Genomic DNA, 18980 nt, shown 5'->3' with positions numbered 1-18980 from the left:
TGATCGCCGCCGGCTACGAGGACGGCAACGACGCCAACCGGCTGCGCTGCGATCCGGTCTTCAAGATGGCCCAGGATGCGCTGCCGTCGGGTCGGGATCTGGCGTCGCAATCGACGCTGTGCCGGCTGGAGAACCTACCCGGCGTGCGGGAGCTGGTCGCGATGGGACGGGCGATGGTCGATCTCTATTGCGCCTCGTTCCGGCAGGTGCCGAAGCGGATCGTACTCGACATTGACGACACCTTCGACGCTGTGCACGGAGGCCAACAGCTTCGCCTGTTCAATGCCCACCATGACGAGTACGGCTTCCAGCCGATCGTCGTGTTCGATGGTGCGGGACGGTTCGTCAGCGCGATCCTGCGACCGGCCAAGCGGCCGAGTGGGGCTGAGATCCGCCCCCACCTGCGCCGTCTGGTGCGGGCGATCCGGATCAACTGGCCGAACATTCGAATCCTGCTCCGCGGCGATAGCCATTATTGCAACCCGCAGGTCATCGACCGGTGCCGCGCCAACGACGTCGACTTCATCTTTGGCCTCGCGCCCACCACGACCCTGCGCAAGCATGTCGCGGATCTGGAGGCCAGGATGACGGCGCGCTTCGAAGCGTCGGCCAAGACAGGCAAGGTCCGCAGGTTCAAGGAGTTCGTTGACGGCGCCGCTAGTTGGAGCCGCGTCGAGCGCATCATCGCGCGGGTCGAGGTCGGCGCCCAAGGTGGCGATATCCGCTTCGTCGTCACCAACCTTGCCGGTGGGAAGGCCAAGGCGCTCTACGAGGATGTCTACTGCCGGCCCGGCGCGGCCGAGAACCACATCAAGTCGTGGAAGACGCATCTCGCCGCCGACCGAACGTCCTGCACAAGAGCGACGGCCAACCAGTTCCGGCTATTCCTGCATGCCGGTGCTTACTGGTTGATGTGGGGCTTGCGGGCCGCGATGCCGAGGCGCTCGAGCTTTGCCGTCGCCCAATTCGACACGCTGCGATTGCGCCTCATCAAAATCGCTGCGCGGGTGGTCGAGATGAAATCGCAAATCCGCCTGCACCTGCCGACATCGTGCCCCGACCAGCGCATCCTGCGCATCGTCCTCGATCGCATCCCCCAACTCGCGACATAACGATGGGGGCAGACGCCCCGAAACGAACCCGTCGACCGCAACCTGCAAACCCCCGCCTGCCATCACGACGGAGCAATCCCGGCGCCTGACGAGGCGCGTGGAAAAGCACCGCAACGGCGACCACAACGTCGCTTCAGGCCGTCAAAAGCTTATCGCCGTGCATCAAGGCGGCTAGAAGCGCGCCGGCAGCCTGGCGGGGGGCTTGGGGTTAGACTGCCGGCGCACGCCACTCATGAAGAGCGGCCCCTTTTTGCGGTTCCGACACCAATAGTCAACCCGGCAGCGTCTGGATGCCCGCTGTGCTCTTTTCAGAGCGGCTCGCGATGCCGGCCATGTCGGCCGATCCTGCCTAGGATGGGGGGCCACTCTCGTCGGCCGAGTTGATGCTCCAGCCAATATCGCCTTGCCGACCAGCATGGGTTCGCCGTTAGCAATCCATCCTCGCGAGCCAATGCTATCGTGCACGTGTCGCAGCACTCCGGGCGGCTATATCGCCTAAGACAGCATGACGAAGCGTTCCAACTTCCTGTTCGGCGAGCCCGTGTGCAGTTCCTGACTCGGACAGTGGACGAGAATTCTCTTGGCGGTACTGCGCCAGAAGGCATTCGCGTCCAACGGAATCAAGCGACGACTATCAGCCGCAAACGTCACATCACAAGAACGGTCTTCCACCCATTGCAGATTATCCGACTGATCAGGCGGCGTCCGATATGTCCGACTCTGCCTCAAGAATTCCCACAGGTATGGACAGCGATCTCGCTATCCGATTCCGATAGCCCTTATTGTACTTTAGACCCCGCTCGATGTTTTGGATTTCCTGAGCGGCAAGCCCGCACGCGACCGCGAGGTCCTCGATTGAATACCCAAGGTGCTCACGATAAGCGCGGATGATGTGGGTCCCCTGCGACATAGCCGTCAAGACTGGCTCGGGAATGCGCGAATCCTTCATAAACATCTCCAAGAAGATGGGAGCGCCTGACAAATCGGGAGATTTCCTCCCCGACCCTGGCGCACACCCAGCAAATCAAAAAAATGGACGTCCATTCGGCCGGACCGGCCTCATCCATGGAATGGGCCACTTGAAATTGGCAGCCGGGTCGGAATATGGCGGCTCACCTGCTACTGATCAAGTTCTAAGAACCTGCCCGCCATGAGATGGCCTGATCGGCTGTAGCGCATTCGACCTGCGATCCTACACGACTCATTCTCCCCGATGGCTTTCTTGAACAGCAACTCGAACTCTCACTGACGCCTCCAGTGGCTATTCGCGGCACCGTCCACCCAGCCTCGCGGACGCTGATACCTTCGACCAATTTCCACCGCCGATGCAGCGAAGATGGACAAGCATCGCCACCTATAAAGGTTCACAATCATTCGACCGTGACCGATTTTGCGAGATTGCGCGGCTGGTCTACATCTGTGCCCATGAAGAGCGCCGTGTGGTAGGCAAGAAGCTGTATCGGCAGCGAGAAGATCATCGGCGCGATAATCTCGTCGACAGCCGGCAGCACGAGCGTGTGCATGGTGTCGATTTTCGATGCGGCTGCCCCTTTTTCATCGGTGATGAGGATAATCCGCCCTCCACGGGCAGCCACTTCCTGCATGTTCGAGACGGTCTTGTCGAAAAAGCGATCATGGGGCGCGATGACGATCACTGGCATGTTGTCGTCTATCAATGCGATCGGACCGTGCTTCAATTCACCCGCCGCATAGCCCTCGGCATGGATGTAGGAAATCTCCTTGAGCTTCAGCGCACCTTCCATCGCTAGCGGGAAACTGGTGCCACGGCCGAGATACAGGACGTCACGACACTTTGACAGTTCGCGCGACAGGAACTCGATCTCCGGCTGGATGCTGTTGAGTACCTGGCCCATGACGCGCGGCACTTCGGCGAGGCTCCTGACGAGCGCCTGCAGCTCGTCTTCGGTTACGGTCCCGCGGGCTCTGGCGGCGCCGATGGCGAGTGCGGCTAGAACGGCAAGCTGGCAGGTAAACGCCTTGGTGGAGGCGACGCCGATCTCCGGTCCGGCAAGGATCGGGAAGACCGCATCGGCCTCCCGAGCGATGGTCGATTCGCAGGCATTGACGATAGCGCCAATTTTCAGCCCACGCTCCTTGCAGTACCTCAACGATGCGAGCGTATCGGCGGTTTCGCCGGACTGCGAAATGAAAAGAGCCGCCGACTGCGGCGACAACGGGATCTCGCGGTAACGGAATTCGGACGCAACGTCGATTTCAACCGTCAGGCGCGCATAGCGCTCGAACCAGTATTTTCCGATCAGTCCGGCGAGATAGGCGGTCCCGCAGGCCGAGATCGCCAAGCTCGGGATCCTGGCGAAATCGATGCCAGAAACCATGTCGGCGCGATTCTCTATGATGTTGCTATAGTGACGGAGAGCATGGGCGATGACTTCGGGCTGCTCGTAGATTTCCTTCTCCATGAAGTGGCGATGATTGCCCTTGCTGGCCAGATCGGCCGCGGCCGTGGAGGTATGGCGCGGACGCTCGACGGGATGGCCGTCGAAATCGAAGATATGGGCGCCCGAATTGCCGACAACGGCCCAGTCGCCCTCGATGAGATAGGTAATTTCATTGGTGAAGGGAGCGAGCGCGATCGCGTCGGAGCCCAGGAACATCTCGCCGTCGCCGTGACCGATCGCCAGCGGTGGTCCGTTGCGCGCCGCCATGATGGTCGACGGATCATCTTCGAAGAGGACGGCAAGCGCATAGGCGCCCCTGACGCGTTTCAGCATGGCACGCATCGCCTCTTGCCGCCTCATGCCCTCCCGGCGGTGTCTTGCCAAGAGATGCGCGACGACCTCGGTGTCGGTATCGGTCTGGAACTCGGCGCCAGCCGCCGCCAATTCGTCCTTCAGCTCGGTGAAATTCTCGATGATCCCGTTATGGACGACGGCGACACCGTCGGTAAAGTGCGGGTGCGCATTGCGTTCCGTCGAGGCCCCATGGGTTGCCCAACGCGTGTGGCCGATGCCGATGTTGCCGCTCAGCGGCTCTTCCTTCAGTCTCCTCTCGAGATTGACGAGCTTGCCCTCGGCGCGCCGGCGGTGCAAGGCACCTTCGGTGATCGTCGCAACGCCGGCGGAATCATAGCCGCGATATTCCAAACGCTTCAATGCGTCGACCAACCGATCCGACACCGGCTGTTGCCCAACGATGCCAACAATCCCGCACATGTTCGTCTTCCCATTCTTGCCGGCAGCTTCAGCCCACGCGAGACGGATACCCATCCGGCCGCTTTCATTGGGGGATCTTCTAGTAGTATTGGGTAATATTGGTATAATTGATTGTAGGGATAGCTATCATCCACCCCATGGATAAGCCGCGTTTGGGGCCCTGATCTAACTTCTTCGTTGCGCCTGACGTCCTCATGACCGAACGCAAGCCCACACCCGCGGCACGAAGGAACAATCGGCCATGCGCGATCATCCCGGCCACGCACCTGACCACGAACCGCCGCCGCTCGTGGTCACGCGGTGATCGGCATGATCACACAGCACTGTAGTTAGGCAGCATCAGCGACGCATGGTCGGCATCATCATCATCGGCAACGTCGGCGCCGTCGGCATGGTTCACGTGTTCGTCACGTTGATCATAATCATCGTCGCCGCCGATCTAGTTTCTGATTGCCTGCCGCTTTGACGCGGCTTTCGCCGGTAGAGCTTAGCCCGCGATGGCCTATCAATACGCTGTTAGTCGGCATGGCCGAAACCGAGAGTCAGGCGGCGCAGGCCACAGAGCACGTTCAGCGACCGTTTCAGTCAGCGCCGGCTTTGTCGGGGTTCGTAACGGTCATCAGGATTCTCGGGGCATGAATGCACTATCACGAAAACGTTGGTTCTCAGTGCTTGGTCCGTATTACTCAAACCCGATTCCCGCTGCGGAAGAACTAGGCGCGTGTCACGTCTTGTACAAGGCACAATAGCAGTGAGAAATGGAGATTGATGCCTGCGCGTTTTCGAATAAGACAATCACCAAGCTGTCACCCGAATTACATCAGGAACTGTCTATAGCCGCCGCCCATCAGGTAGCGGCCACGTTGGATGGCGCGACGCACCTGATCGCGAAGATGGCTACCTGGATGAGACCAATCTTCTTCGACACGGCGTCTCCCGAACAGGGCAATGGCGATCTCCTGATGAGATGCTCCCGCAAGCGAGCCATCCAAAGCCTGGAGCACGATACGCAGACGCGCTCCGCGGGGTTCCGGCGGAAAGCAAGCAGCTGCCAGGCGGCCGCAACCATTGATGTCGTTCAGGAACTGAAGGGCAGCGACATGGAACTTCAGGTGCTGCGGCTGCACGATCGCGTCGACATATAGCCGCAACGGGCGGAGAACGGATGCACCGGAAAGGGCGATCTGCAGACTCCGGCAGTCCTCCCTCAGCAGCACGTGCTGCACGCCGGCAGGTGTCAGCAGGATGTCCTTGCAGCATGAGAGCGAAGGGAGATCAAGCGGTTCAAAATCGTGGTCGAGCCCAACCGGCTCCGCGGCCGCTCGTAGAATACGGGCGCAGTCGCGCGGATCCCAAAAGACCCTTGCCGACGTAGCGTCCGACTGTGGCGCGTCCGCGAAAAAGGAGGCTCCATTGTCTTAGGAAAGATGATCCTGTCGTCAACTCGATTATCTTCATGTCGGCCTGAGCTCCGACAATGCAGGCGGACGGTGCCATTTTGGCGTGGTCGCGCTGGAATTGTGGATTGCGCCGAAGAAACTCCCAGGCCCAGGCAGTGCGTGGCAATCGTCTGGCGTAGTGGTAAGCTTCGTGACGACGCCAGTCCGGCCAGCATACAAGACCGACCGTCGCTTCCTTGGGCAGACCAGCATCCTTCACGGCTCAGGTGTCCACAATGGCGCTATGCCGACGGGCCTAGAACCGGTTGCCACAGTACCGGTCCGCTCAGACGTCCCCTGCTGCGGATGCGCAAAAGGCTCGCGCGGGAAATCTCGAGAAACCCGGCCACCGCCTCCGTTTTGCCGACGGACTTGGGTTGTCCGATGCGCGACAATGGCCACGTCGCGAGGCGAAGGATCCGTTCCATGCGCGTGTCCGTCACCGTTACTATCCGGGTCAGATCCTTGGCCAAGCCGAACTCGATCATGCCCGCGAAGAGCTCGTAGGTTGCCTGGGCCAGTCCGCCCGCTGCCTTGGGCGCCGACGGAGGAAGATCGAGCGCGAAACGACTGCTCTCCCATATGTCGGAGGTCGAGGGCACGACGTCAGCACCCAGCAGCACCGGGAACGTGTCGCGCAACATTGTGGGTCCGGTGCTGGGCAAAAGACGCACGCAACCGCGAATTCGCCAGTCGGATCCCTTGAGGAGCAGATAGACAGGCTTCAGACCATCAAACGGGTCTGTTTCCATCTGGTCTTCGGTATCAACTTCCCAATCGAGCCTTTCCTTGAACACCCGAAACCTGAGCCCGTGCATCTCTTTGAGCTCGCTTGCGAACTCGTCGTAAAGGTCTGGTGTTATCAGCTGCATCATGGTCGCCTCCGTGCGGGATGTGTTCCCGCCATCGAAGGGCAAAGCCGGCAGCGATGCAGCCTGTAGAGGTTTACAGCTATCGTGGCCGACGAATCAGGATCTCGCCTGGCCGGAGGCAGCCAGTCGTGCAACGGCCTGGTTGATCGTTCGAACGCCAAGCTTTGCCTTGGCGTTTTCCAGATGAAAGGTCACGGTGCGCTTTGAGACGCCGAGAAGCTGGCTGATAACCCAAGCCGACTTGCCGCGCGCCGCCCATTTCAGGCACTCGAACTCCCGCGGGGTGAGCGTTACACCATCCACCACGCGATCGTCGGCGAGCCTGCGCCGGACATGGATATGAAAGTTGATGGCCACCAGCTGCAATGCTTTTTCGTAACGTGTCAGTGACCGCAACAGAGGCGGACGGGACTCGTCGGAAGCAAAGGTCAGGGCAGCAAACCGGCCGCGATGATCATGCATGGACATCGTCAGGCCGCCGCGGATGCCAAACTCAGCCGCACTCTCCAGAATTTGTTGCTGCGAATTCGGCAGACAGTGCCGAGCGCGATCCACCCCCCAATCGAAGGTATCCCAGCCTTGCAGCCCGCGCAGGATGACCGGATCAAGACTGTGGTATCGCTGTTGCAGATAACGTGATGTCCAGGATGAAGGATAGTTTGAGATCAATTGCGGGGCGTCGCCGGAGGCCGACGGGTAAGTGAAATAGGCGAATAGCGGAAAATCGAAGCCGGCTGCAGCGGATGCCATTGCCTCACGGAGATCGGCAGCATCAACACTTGCAGACAGTTGCTCGACGAAGTTCTCAAACACGCGATGCATTTGCGCTTTGCGTAACCTCCGTGATCGCTCGATGCCAGGCAGAGACCTTGTTTTAAACGATCCCGGACGGATACAGCGCGTGCCGAGAACCCCGTTAACCTGTTGAAACCCGTGATATTCTGACGTTGTCTATGAGCCGTGTACCGCCGAGCCAGGCCGCGACAAGCAAGCGTGCAGGTCGGTCAAGGCTTGTCATCGGTCGCAGATCTGCCTCGTCGCGAAGTTCCAGGTATTCGACCTCGCGATAGCCCGCAGCCAGAATTGCTGCGCGCGCTTCGGCAAGCGTTGGCAGGACGGGCGAGTCGCGGGCAAGCCGCTCAGCCGTCTCGAGCAAGACCGATGATAGCTCGGGGGCAACAGCACGCTCTGCTGGCGAGAGCCGGACATTGCGCGATGATAGTGCAAGACCGTCGGCTTCGCGGACTGTCGGACAAGGAACAATAGTGATTGGAATATCCAGGTCCCGGGCCATACGCCTGACTAGCTGAAGCTGCTGAAAGTCCTTTTCGCCAAAGAAGCCGAAGTCAGCGCTGGTCTGCAGGAAGAGCTTGGCGACGACGGTCGCCACGCCATCAAAATGTCCCGGCCGGAAGGCACCGCACAGGCCCTCGCTGACACCGGACACCGAAACGGTCGTGGCGAAGGCCGCCGGATACATTTCCTCTGCATCCGGCGCATAAAGCAGGTGCGCGCCAAGCGGTGCCAGCTTGGCGGCATCCTCGTCCTCGGTGCTCGGATACGCGGCGAGATCGGCCTGGCTGTTGAATTGCTTCGGGTTGACGAAGAGCGTCACGATCACCCGGTCGGCCTTCTCGAGTGCCGCGCGCACCAGGCTGAGATGGCCCTCATGCAGGACGCCCATCGTTGGCACCACGGCAATCCTCACGCTCTCGCGGCGCCATGCGGCGACAATTTCGCGAAGCTGGGCAACGCTCCTGACAATCGGCACGCTCACGCTGCTTCTCCGCTCTTGGTGGCGTCCGCGTCGGCGGGCTTGCGCGCATCGGCAAACACGTGCTCGGCGGCCGGAAACTGGCGCTCCTTCACTTCCCGCGCATAGGCCGCGATCGCAGCCGCAGCGGCCTCCCCCATTTCAGCATAGCGCTTGACGAATTTGGGCCGGAAGTCGCCGAAGAGGCCCAGCATGTCGTCGACGACGAGAATCTGGCCGTCACAGGCTGCCGAGGCACCGATGCCAATGGTCGGGGTCGCCACCTCCCCGGTGATCCGGCGGGCGAGCGCCTCGGGAACCTTCTCCAGCACGACCGCAAAGGCGCCCGCTTCGCTCACCGCAAGCGCGTCGCGCCTGATGCGCTCGGCATCCCCGCCTCTGCCCTGCACGCGGTAGCCACCGATGGTGTTGATCGCCTGCGGCGTCAAGCCGACATGGGCCATGACCGGCACGCCGCGCGCGGCGAGGAAGCCGATCGTCTCTGCCATCGTTTCGCCGCCTTCGAGCTTGACGGCCGCGCAGCCGGTCTCGGCCATGACGCGCGCGGCATTGCGGAAAGCCTGCTCGGGGCTTTCCTCGAAGGAACCGAACGGCAGGTCGACGACCATCAGCGCCTGCTCGAGGCCACGGCGCACGGCCTGGCCGTGCGTGATCATCATCTCCAGCGTCACACCGAGCGTCGAGGGCAGGCCGTGGAGAACCATGCCGACGCTGTCGCCGACCAGCACCACATCGCAATGGGGATCGACAAGCCGGGCGACTGGCGTCGTGTAGGCGGTAAGGCAGACGAGCGGCGTCCCACCTTTGCGCGAACGAATATCCGGCGGTGTGATCGCCTTGGTGTCACCAAACGCACTCAATGGACCCTCCTTCCCCAACGTTACCAACCGCGGGTGTCGCGTTTGCCACATTTTTGTGCAAGTGCGAAGAGCTAAAAATGGCCGTGCAGCTGTGCGGTGTTGACGTGCGGACAGGCGCGCTTACACTTAAATCGATTCAGGCGCCCCCGAGCTGGCCAACCACTTTCGCGAACATGGACGATCAGGCAAAAGGACCCAGGAAAGACAGAGCCGCCGTCAAGGCCGACGAAGTCAAAGTGGACCTGATCGCCTTTGTCGTCGCCGTAAACGACAGTGAACCCTGTGTCCTCACCATCGGCCAGGCGGACACCCTTCCCTCCGGACCATTTGCGCTTGAGCACCGATCGCTGCAATCCGGTTTGAGGGGGTGGGTCGAGCAGCAGACCGGCCATCCGCTGGGGTATATTGAGCAACTCTACACCTTCGCGGATCGGGATCGCATCGGCGCCGAGCGCCAGCAGCGCGTCATCTCCATCAGCTATCTCGCATTGACCCGCAAGGAACAGGCAGCTGGCTCGCCCAAGTGCGGCTGGCAGAGCTGGTATGAATATTTTCCATGGGAGGACCACCGCTCCGGCACGCCTCCGGTCGTGCTGGACGTTCTGCGACCGCGCCTGATTGAATGGGCAGACGGCGTCAGCGACGCGGCCACGCGACGTGAACGCTGGCAGCGGGCGACGATAGCCTTCGGCTTCGACGACCGCCTTTGGAACGAGGAACTCACGCTTCAACGCTATGAGTTAGTCTACGAAGCAGGCCTGGTCCAAGAGGCCGGAAGCGGACGGGACGCGACGCTGCCTCCGCTGGTGCCCAGCAAGTCTATGGTCGCCGATCATCGCCGCATCGTGGCGACCGGCATTGCGCGGCTGCGCTCCAAGATCAAATACCGGCCGGTCGTCTTTGAGCTGATGCCGCCGGTCTTCACGCTTTTGCAGCTGCAGCGAACCGTGGAGGCGCTTGCCGGCAGGCTCGTGCGTAAGCCGAACTTTCGCCGGCTGATCGAGCAGCAGGAGCTGGTCGAAGAGACCGGAGAGGCAACCGCGGAGACCGGCGGCCGGCCAGCGAAGCTTTACCGGTTCCGCCACGCCGTTCTCGACGAGAGGGTCATCGCCGGGACAAAATTGCCGCTGGCGCGGGGTTGACATCGCTTATACTCACAGCAAGTATATGCTGGTTATTTTCAACTAGAGTATAAGCTGGAGGGGTCGATGAGCGCCGTGCTGCCTGCGACCGCGTTTCTCTACGAGCGCGTCCGACGAGTGATCCCGCCGATCGAATGGCCGGCTTTCGTCGAGGATATCGAGGCGATCCTTGCACTGAAGCGCGAGCGCAACGCCATCATCCTGGCGCACAACTATCAGACCCCCGAGATCTTCCATTGCGTGGCCGACATCGTCGGCGACAGCTTGGCACTGGCCCGCACGGCTGCGACGATCGAGGCGCAAGTCATCGTGCTGGCCGGCGTACATTTCATGGCCGAAACGGCCAAGCTGCTCAATCCGCAAAAGACGGTGCTCATTCCCGACCTGCGGGCAGGCTGTTCGTTGGCGGAATCGATCACGGCAGAAGACGTGCGCTTGATGCGCCAGCGTTATCCCGGCGTGCCGATCATCACTTATGTCAACACGTCGGCCGAAGTGAAAGCCGAGTCGGATATCTGCTGTACATCCGGCAACGCCAAGGCGGTCGTCCAATCCCTTGGCGTTCCCCAGGTGATCATGTTGCCGGACGAATATCTGGCCCAGAATATCGCCGCCCAGACCGATGTGCAGATCATCGCCTGGAAAGGGCATTGCGAGGTGCATGAGCGCTTTACACCGGCCGACATCCGCGAGTTGCGCGAAAGCCATCCCGGCGTGATCGTGCTCGCGCATCCCGAATGCCCGCCCGACGTCGTGGCTGAAGCAGATTTTTCCGGCTCGACCGCTGCCATGTCCGACTATGTCGAAAGGCAAAGGCCGGCACGTGTCGTGCTGATGACGGAATGTTCGATGAGCGACAACGTCGCGTTAGCGCACCCAGAGGTCGAGTTCATCCGGCCCTGCAATTTGTGCCCGCACATGAAGCGGATCACGCTTGCCAACATCCGCATGGCGCTCGAGCAGAACCACCATATCGTAACCATCGAACCCGGGATCGCCGGGCGCGCGCGGCTTGCGGTCGAACGGATGCTGGCAATTTGAGCGCCGATGTCCGCAGCATCTTCGGGCGGCCGATCATCATCGGCGGCGGCATCGCCGGACTGATGACCGCGCTTCAACTGGCGCCGGAGCCGGTGCTGCTTCTGTCCAGGACGCTGCTGGGAGCTGACAATTCGAGCACGTGGGCACAGGGTGGTCTGGCTGCAAGTTTCGGCGAAGACGACGATCCGGAACTGCACCTGGCCGATACGCTTGCCGCCGGGGATGGTCTCTGCGACACAGACGTGGCGAGCCGCATCCTCCAAGCCGCGCCCAAGGCGATAGAGGGGCTTGCGGGCTTTGGGGTTCCCTTCGACCGTACGTCGAAAGGATCACTGTGCCTCGGATTGGAGGCCGCACACAGCCGACGTCGCATCGTTCATGCGCATGGTGACGGCACCGGGCGTGAGATCATGCGTGCCCTGATCGCGGCTGTGCGTTCCACTCCGTCGATTGTTGTCGTGGAGGGCGTGGAAGCGCGCCGACTGGCGGTGCGAGAGAATGCGATCCGAGGCGTCTGGGCGAGCGGTTCGATAGGACCTGTCTTCTTCGGCTCACGGCGGGTCGTCCTCGCCACCGGTGGGATCGGGGGACTGTTTCTCGACACCACCAATCCTTCGGGCAGTTGCGGACAGGGCCTGGCGCTTGCGGCCCGCGCTGGAGCTGTCCTTGCCGACCTCGAGTTCATCCAGTTCCACCCGACCGCGCTTGACGGCCCGGAACGCCCTATGGCGCTGGTCAGCGAGGCCGTCCGCGGCGAAGGTGCTGCCCTGATCGACGAAACCGGCCAGGCTTTTCTCCAGAGCGTGTCAGGGGCGGAACTTGCGCCTCGTGATGTCTTGGCGCGCGCCGTCTGGAACCATCTTGCCAACGGCCACCGTGTTTTTCTCGACGCGCGGCAACGGCCTGGCCCGGAATTTGCTCGACACTTCCCGACAATTGCATCAGCCTGTCGTGGAGCCGGCATCAATCCCGCGCGCGATCTCATCCCCATTCGTCCGGCCCAACACTACCACATGGGTGGCGTTGCCGTGGACGGCTCCGGTAGGACGTCCGTCAAGGGGCTGTGGGCCTGCGGCGAAGTCGCTTCGACAGGACTGCATGGCGCCAACAGGCTCGCCAGCAATTCCTTGACCGAGGCCGTCGTGTGCGCGCGCTGGGTCGCTGAAAGTGTCGCCGGAACGCCTGCTCGCAGAACAAGGCCTGCGGTTGCGGACGTTCACCCATCGCCCGCTCCGATACCCGTGCGTGTTTTCCTGTCGCGCGCACTCGGCATCGTCCGGGATGGTGAAGGTCTGAAAGCAGCCGCATATGCCTTGTTGCCGCTCGCCGAAAGCAAGGACGCGGCCTCGGATCCGGCGGCTGTCGGGCTAATGATCGCGGTTGCCGCCCTGTTGCGCGAAGAAAGCCGCGGCGCTCATTACCGGACAGACTTTCCTCATCATGCGACTGTCGCCCGACGGTCCGAAATCACCCTCGAAGCCGCCTTGGCCGCTGCGCGGGAACTCGGACACTCGCCAAGCCTCGAAGGGGCCAAATGATGACGCTCTCACCGCTTCCCACGGTCATGCTTGAGCCGCTTGTAAGGGCAGCTCTTCTTGAAGACCTTGGCAGAGCCGGCGACTTGACCACGGAGGCCATCATCCCGAAGGCACACCAAGCGGGAACCGTGCTGGCGGCGCGCCAGTCCGGAGTTGTCGCCGGCCTCGATCTGGCGATGCTCGCTTTCCGCTTGATTGATCCTGATGTCGAAATTTCGGTGGAGCGGGCAGACGGCTGCAATGTCATGGATGGAGAGGTCATTGCATCAGTGGTTGGCCCTGCCCGGGGCATTCTCACAGCCGAACGGACGGCACTCAATTTTTTGTGCCATCTGAGCGGCATCGCTACAGCAACGGCATCGATCGTCGCTGCGGTTCGTGGATATGGCGCGAAGATCGTCTGCACGCGCAAGACGACGCCCGGATTGAGGGCAGTCGAAAAGTATGCGGTGCGCGCGGGTGGCGGATCCAATCACCGTTTCGGCCTCGACGACGCAATTCTGATCAAGGACAACCACATCGCCATCGCAGGCGGCGTTCGCCCGGCGCTCGAGCGAGCACGAAGACGGGCCGGTCATCTCGTCAAGATCGAAGTCGAGGTCGATACGCTGGCCCAGTTGGAGGAGGTACTTGGCTTCGCTCCCGATGCGATTCTGCTCGACAACATGTCCCTCGCCGATCTTCGCCGGGCCGTCGCAATCGTTGGCGGCCGTGCTATCACCGAGGCTTCTGGCGGGATCGCATCCGATACAGCGCGAGCGATTGCCGCGACCGGCGTCGATCTGATTTCAGTCGGCCGACTGACCCACAGCGCGCCGATCCTGGATATCGGCCTCGACTATTGGGGCTCATGATTGCCTGAGGAACGGACAGGATCGAATCAACTGTCCTTTCCGATCGTCATCAATCAGACAGCAAAGCAAGGCAGAACCGGAGGAACAGCATGGACATGCAAACAGCCAGTCCAACGCAGACATCGCCACAGGCTCAATCCCCTGACCCTGGAGCGTGGACCCTGGAGAAGGCTCGGGCACTTCACGATGCCCCCTTCAACAATCTCCTCTTCCTCGCGCAAACCGTGCACCGCCAGAATTTCGATCCCAACAAGGTCCAGCTCAGCCGGCTGCTCAGCATCAAGACGGGCGGATGCCCGGAGGATTGCGGCTATTGTAGCCAGTCGGCGCATCACGAGACCGGCCTGAAGGCGTCGAAGCTGATGGAGGTCCGGCGCGTCGTCGCCGAGGCGACCAAGGCGCGTGACGCCGGCGCAACCCGCTATTGCATGGGCGCGGCCTGGCGAAACCCCAAGGCGCGCGACATGGATGCGGTGGTGGCGATGGTCGAAGGCGTCAAGGCGCTGGGCATGGAGACCTGCATGACGCTCGGCATGCTCGATCTTGAGCAGGCCGCTCGTCTGAAACAGGCTGGTCTCGACTACTACAACCACAACATCGATACGTCGGAACGCTACTATAGCGAGATCATCAGCACGCGGAGCTTTGCCGAGCGGCTCGAGACGCTCGAGCACGTTCGCCAATCCGGCATCAAGGTCTGCTGCGGCGGCATTGTCGGCATGGGCGAGGAGCCGGTGGACCGGATCGACATGCTGGTGACGCTGGCCAACCTGCCGGAACATCCGCAAAGCGTTCCGATCAACATGCTGATCCCGATCCCAGGCACCCCGCTTGCCGACGCCAAGCCGATCGAGCCGATCGAATTCGTGCGCGTGATCGCGCTGGCGCGCATCATGATGCCGAAATCGCATATCCGTCTTTCCGCCGGCCGTACGGCCATGACCGACGAGATGCAGGCGCTGTGCTTTTTTGCCGGCGCCAACTCGATCTTCGTCGGCGACACGCTGCTGACGGCGGACAATCCCGGTGAGGACAAGGATACCCTGCTGTTCCGGCGCCTTGGCATCGAGCCGATGGAACTCGAGGCGCAATGAACGGGGCACCGCTTGCCCGCTATGAGGCGACCTTGCAGGGACTGGCGCGCAAGGACCGGCTGCGGACGCTGAAGCCGCGCGCCGGCCTCGACTTCTCGTCGAACGACTATCTCGGGCTTGCCGCCTCCAAAAGACTTGGCGAAGCGGTTGCGGCGGCGATTGCGCGGGGCACGCCGGTTGGCGCCACCGGGTCGCGGCTGTTGCGCGGCAATGCGCCGGAACACGAGCAGCTCGAGGCAGACGCGGCGGCATTCTTCGGCGCGAACCGCGCGCTGTTCTTCGGCAGCGGCTACATCGCCAACTTCGCTCTGCTGACGGCGCTGCCGCAGAAGGGCGACCTTTTGGTCCTCGATGAGCTCGCCCATGCCAGCATGCATGAGGGTGCGCAGGCCGGGCGCGCACAGTTCGTGCTGGCCGCGCACAACGACGCCAACGCTGTCGAGGATGCGATCACGCGTTGGCGCGCCGAAGGCGGCATGGGATGCGTCTGGATTGCGGTGGAAAGCCTATACAGCATGGATGGCGACTGCGCGCCTTTGGAGAGCCTGGCCGCGCTTGCCGATCGGCACAACGCATTCATCGTCATTGACGAGGCGCACGCGACCGGCGTCTGGGGACCGGACGGCCGGGGACTGGCCGCCGCTTTCGAGGGCCGCGACAACATCGTCGCGCTCCACACCTGCGGCAAGGCGCTCGGCGCATCTGGTGGGCTCGTGACCGGGCCGAGGACACTGTGCCAGTATCTGATCAACCGTTGCCGGCCATTCATCTACGCCACCGCGCCATCGCCGCTGATGGCGGTCGCGGCGCGCGAAGCGCTCGCAATGCTCGCCGACGAGCCTATGCGGCGTTTTCAGCTGCATGAACGCGTCGCCCTCGCAGGCCGCCAATTGGTCGATCGCTGCGGCGTGATACCAAGTGGCTCTCAGATCCAGCCCTTGGTGATCGGCGATGTCAGGCGCACCATGGCGGTGGCGGCGCGCCTGCAGGCCCGCGGCTTCGACATACGCGGCATTCGTCCGCCGACCGTGCCCGAGGGCACGTCGCGGCTGCGCATCTCACTGACGCTCAATATCGGCGAAGCCGACATTTCCGCCATGGTCGAGGCGCTCGTCGAGGTGTTGGCCCAGACATGACCGGAGGCGACATGACCAAGCGCATCGTCATCACCGGAACAGACACCGGAATTGGCAAGACGGTGTTTTCGGCCGGGCTTGCCGGCCTGCTTGACGGTTTCTACTGGAAGCCGGTGCAATCGGGCCTCGACGGCGAGACCGACAGCGAGGCGGTTGCGCGACTTGCCGGGCTGCCGTCGGGGCGCGTGCTGCCGGAAGCCTACCGCTTGAAGAGCCCGCTTTCGCCGCATCGTTCGGCCGAAATCGACGACGTTTCGATCGAGGCTGCCGATCTTTCGTTTCCGGTCCTGCCGACACCGCTCGTCATCGAAGGCGCCGGCGGGCTGATGGTGCCGCTGAACCGCCGGACAAGGTTCATCGACATATTCGAGCAATGGCAGTTGCCGGTCATTCTGTGCGCCCGCACCGCGCTCGGAACAATCAATCATACCCTGCTGTCGATCGAGGCCCTGCGGGCGCGCGCTATCCCGCTGGCTGGCATCGCCTTCATCGGCGATGAGATGACCGATACGCAACGGACGATCGTGGAATTCGGCGACGTGCCGCAACTCGGCAGGCTGCCGCACCTCGATCCGCTGACGGACAAAACGCTGAGACAAGCGATGATCGCCGGCTTCGACCTCGCTTTGATTGCCGGAGGCGGATAATGCCGCAATCCCGTGTGTGGCATCCCTTCACCCAGCACGCGCTCGAGCCGGCGATCCCTGAAATCGTCCTGGCTGAAGGCGCCTATCTCCACAAAGCCAATGGCGCGCGCATCCTGGACGCCATCTCATCCTGGTGGGTCGTCACGCATGGCCACCGCCATCCCCGCATTATGAAGGCAATCGAGACGACCGCCTCGAGCCTCGACCAGATTATCTTCGCTGGCTTCACGCACGAACCGGCCGAACGCCTGGCCAAGGCGCTTGTCGATCTCGCTCCCTCCGGACTCGACTGGGTGTTCTATTCCGACAGCGGCTCGACCTCTGTCGAAGTCGCGCTGAAGATGGCGCTCGGCTATTTCCGCAACATCGGCGCGCCGCGCTCGCGCATCGTCGTCATGGAGCACAGCTATCATGGCGACACCATCGGCACGATGAGCGTCGGTGCCCGCGGTGTGTTCAACGCCGCCTACGAACCCTTGCTGTTCGAGGTCGACACCATTCCCTTCCCTGCCGGGCGCGAACAGGAAACGCTGGATCGTTTCGAGGCCCTCAGCCGCGACCAGCGCGCCGCCGCGCTGATCGTCGAGCCGCTGGTGCTAGGCGCCGGCGGCATGCTGATGTATCCGGCATCGGTTCTGTCCGAATTGAAGAGGATCACTGAGGCCTCGGGCACGCTGCTGATCGCCGACGAGGTGATGACCGGGTGGGGGCGTACCGGAACCATGTTCGCCTGCGAGCAGGCGAACATCTCTCCGGACATGCTGTGCACCTCGAAGGGCCTGACCGGTGGCGCAATCCCGCTGGCCGCCACACTCGCCACCGATGCCATCTTCCAGGCTCACTATTCCGAGGACCGGAAGAAGACGTTTTTCCACTCGAGTTCCTACACGGCCAATCCGATTGCCTGCGCGGCAGCACTCGCCAATGTCGAGATCTGGCATGACGAGCCAGTGGCCGAGCGGATCGCCACCCTGAGCGCGAGGCAGGCCGCCGGCCTTCGGCGCTTTCGCGATAATGCCAACTTCACCGACAGCCGGGCGATCGGCACGATCCTGGCTCTCGACCTGCGCGCCGGCTCTGCCGGCTATCTGGCCGAGATCGGACCTAAGCTGCGGGCATTTTTCCTCGAGCTCGGCCTGCTTGTGCGCCCGCTCGGCAATGTCCTTTATCTCCTGCCGCCCTATTGCATCACCGGCGACGAGCTCGATCGGCTCCATGACGCCATCGAGGAGGCCGGCGAACGTTTCGGTTCGAGGCCATGAGCAGGTCGTCGCGCATTCTCGGGTTTGGCCATCATGCGCCTGGCCGAAAGGTGGCGAATGCCGAGATCGAGAGCGATCTCGGGCTCGAACCCGGCTGGATCGAGCGGCGCACCGGAATTCGTTCGCGCTTCTGGGCAACGGACGAAGACACGCTGTCTGGCTTGGCCACGCAAGCCGGCGACATCGCTTTGGCGAACGCCGGCATTGCGCGCCACGACATCGGTCTGCTGCTGCTTGCCACCTCGACGCCCGATCACCTCCTGCCGCCCAGCGCGCCTCTGGTCGCACATCGGCTGGGGCTCGGCCGCGCCGGCGCTGTCGATCTGACCGGCGCCTGCGCCGGTTTCATCTATGCGCTGATGTTTGCGGACGGATTTACCCGCCTGCACGGCAAATCGAGCCTTGTTATCGCCGCCAATATCCTCAGCCGCCGCATCAATCCCTCTGAGCGCGCCAGCGCCGTGCTGTTTGCCGATGCCGCCGGCGCCCTCGTGATCGGTCCGTGCGAGGATACTGATCGGGGGATTCTCGGTGCCTCCGTGGATTCGGACGGCTCGCGATACGGGCTGATCCAGATTCCCGCAGGAGGAAGCAACAAGCCGTTCCACGGTAACCTCGACCTCGCGCAAACCCGAATGACGATGACCGACGGCCGCGAAGTGTTCGCAAAGGCCGTCGAGATGATGACCGATTGCTCGACAAGCGCGCTAGCCGCTGCCGGAGTGCGACCGCAGGATGTCGACCGGTTCGTGCCGCATCAGGCCAATGCTCGCATTTTCGATGCTGTCGGGAGTAACCTCGGCATAGCGGATCAAGCAATTGTCAAGACGATTGCCGAATACGGCAACTCTTCGGCCGCGACGATCCCGCTCTCACTGTCGCTCGCCAATCAAGCGGAGCCGTTTCGGCCGGGCAAGAAAATACTCCTGGCGGCGGCAGGTGCGGGACTCAGCGGCGGGGCGCTCGTCGTCGGGATTTAGCCCAGCGAAGCTGCTCAACATCAGGACTGACTTTG

18 protein-coding genes are annotated in these 18980 nt (G+C 62.3%); 10 read left to right on the top strand and 8 right to left on the bottom strand.

What is annotated here, in order from left to right:
• The coding region (locus NKJ28_RS29380; RefSeq protein ID WP_352638072.1) for an IS1380 family transposase at positions 1–1112 on the top strand (1112 nt) is incomplete at its 5' end.
• Positions 1113–1806: 694 nt separating this feature from the next.
• Here the strand turns inward: NKJ28_RS29380 and NKJ28_RS29375 are convergent.
• The 8 genes from NKJ28_RS29375 to panB form a co-directional block, all read right to left on the bottom strand.
• Complete coding sequence (locus tag NKJ28_RS29375; RefSeq protein WP_352453550.1) at positions 1807–2022, bottom strand: helix-turn-helix domain-containing protein; 216 nt, start codon at positions 2020–2022, stop codon at positions 1807–1809.
• 460 nt (positions 2023–2482) lie between these two features.
• Positions 2483–4306 (bottom strand): glutamine--fructose-6-phosphate transaminase (isomerizing), encoded by a 1824-nt coding sequence (gene glmS, locus NKJ28_RS29370; protein ID WP_352638071.1) that lies wholly within the window; start codon positions 4304–4306, stop codon positions 2483–2485.
• Positions 4307–5121: 815 nt separating this feature from the next.
• Positions 5122–5433, bottom strand: coding sequence for a DUF2285 domain-containing protein (locus NKJ28_RS29365; RefSeq protein WP_245278728.1), 312 nt, complete (start codon positions 5431–5433; stop codon positions 5122–5124).
• Between the two features lie 157 nt (positions 5434–5590).
• Positions 5591–5965 carry a transcriptional regulator domain-containing protein gene (locus NKJ28_RS29360; RefSeq protein ID WP_352484151.1) on the bottom strand — a complete coding sequence of 125 codons (375 nt, stop codon included), beginning with the start codon at positions 5963–5965 and terminating at the stop codon, positions 5591–5593.
• A 22-nt stretch (positions 5966–5987) separates the two neighbouring features.
• Positions 5988–6620 carry an acyl-homoserine-lactone synthase gene (locus tag NKJ28_RS29355; protein WP_352496585.1) on the bottom strand — a complete coding sequence of 211 codons (633 nt, stop codon included), beginning with the start codon at positions 6618–6620 and terminating at the stop codon, positions 5988–5990.
• 93 nt (positions 6621–6713) lie between these two features.
• Positions 6714–7439: a LuxR family transcriptional regulator gene (locus NKJ28_RS29350; RefSeq protein WP_352496586.1), complete on the bottom strand. Its 726-nt coding sequence runs from the start codon at positions 7437–7439 to the stop codon at positions 6714–6716.
• 94 nt (positions 7440–7533) lie between these two features.
• A complete protein-coding gene (panC, locus tag NKJ28_RS29345) occupies positions 7534–8394 on the bottom strand; it encodes a pantoate--beta-alanine ligase (protein ID WP_352496587.1) in 861 nt (286 codons plus the stop codon).
• Positions 8391–9251: a 3-methyl-2-oxobutanoate hydroxymethyltransferase gene (gene panB, locus NKJ28_RS29340; protein ID WP_352496588.1), complete on the bottom strand. Its 861-nt coding sequence runs from the start codon at positions 9249–9251 to the stop codon at positions 8391–8393. The genes panC and panB overlap by 4 nt, the downstream gene beginning before the upstream one ends.
• Before the next feature lie 173 nt (positions 9252–9424).
• On the opposite strand from panB, the gene NKJ28_RS29335 reads away from it, so the two are divergent.
• The 9 genes from NKJ28_RS29335 to bioZ all read left to right on the top strand — a co-directional run bounded on the left by NKJ28_RS29335 (position 9425) and on the right by bioZ (position 18945).
• Entirely contained in the window at positions 9425–10393 is a 969-nt protein-coding gene (locus NKJ28_RS29335) for an NUDIX hydrolase (protein ID WP_023722073.1), read from the top strand.
• Between the two features lie 66 nt (positions 10394–10459).
• Positions 10460–11434, top strand: coding sequence for a quinolinate synthase NadA (nadA, locus tag NKJ28_RS29330; RefSeq protein WP_352610560.1), 975 nt, complete (start codon positions 10460–10462; stop codon positions 11432–11434).
• Positions 11431–12972 (top strand): L-aspartate oxidase, encoded by a 1542-nt coding sequence (locus tag NKJ28_RS29325; protein ID WP_352610563.1) that lies wholly within the window; start codon positions 11431–11433, stop codon positions 12970–12972. Before nadA ends, NKJ28_RS29325 begins: the two co-directional genes overlap by 4 nt.
• Positions 12972–13826, top strand: a complete 855-nt coding sequence (nadC, locus tag NKJ28_RS29320) for a carboxylating nicotinate-nucleotide diphosphorylase (RefSeq protein ID WP_352503117.1) — start codon at positions 12972–12974, stop codon at positions 13824–13826. The genes NKJ28_RS29325 and nadC overlap by 1 nt, the downstream gene beginning before the upstream one ends.
• 95 nt (positions 13827–13921) lie before the next feature.
• The gene (bioB, locus tag NKJ28_RS29315) at positions 13922–14920 is read left to right on the top strand and encodes a biotin synthase BioB (RefSeq protein ID WP_352638079.1); all 999 of its coding nucleotides are present in this window, start codon (positions 13922–13924) and stop codon (positions 14918–14920) included.
• A complete protein-coding gene (locus tag NKJ28_RS29310; protein ID WP_352638067.1) occupies positions 14917–16056 on the top strand; it encodes an 8-amino-7-oxononanoate synthase in 1140 nt (379 codons plus the stop codon). The genes bioB and NKJ28_RS29310 overlap by 4 nt, the downstream gene beginning before the upstream one ends.
• Positions 16057–16067: 11 nt before the next feature.
• A complete protein-coding gene (gene bioD, locus NKJ28_RS29305) occupies positions 16068–16703 on the top strand; it encodes a dethiobiotin synthase (RefSeq protein ID WP_031194973.1) in 636 nt (211 codons plus the stop codon).
• Positions 16703–17965 carry an adenosylmethionine--8-amino-7-oxononanoate transaminase gene (locus NKJ28_RS29300; RefSeq protein ID WP_352638066.1) on the top strand — a complete coding sequence of 421 codons (1263 nt, stop codon included), beginning with the start codon at positions 16703–16705 and terminating at the stop codon, positions 17963–17965. Before bioD ends, NKJ28_RS29300 begins: the two co-directional genes overlap by 1 nt.
• Positions 17962–18945 (top strand): 3-oxopimeloyl-[acyl-carrier-protein] synthase BioZ, encoded by a 984-nt coding sequence (bioZ, locus tag NKJ28_RS29295; protein ID WP_352638065.1) that lies wholly within the window; start codon positions 17962–17964, stop codon positions 18943–18945. The genes NKJ28_RS29300 and bioZ overlap by 4 nt, the downstream gene beginning before the upstream one ends.
• Positions 18946–18980: the final 35 nt, after the last annotated feature.

The sequence above is a fragment of the Mesorhizobium sp. M0145 genome, from assembly GCF_040322355.1.
Taxonomy (GTDB): Bacteria; Pseudomonadota; Alphaproteobacteria; order Rhizobiales; family Rhizobiaceae; genus Mesorhizobium.
Note: the sequence above shows the minus strand (reverse complement) of the source record. Positions and strands in the feature narration are given on the sequence as shown.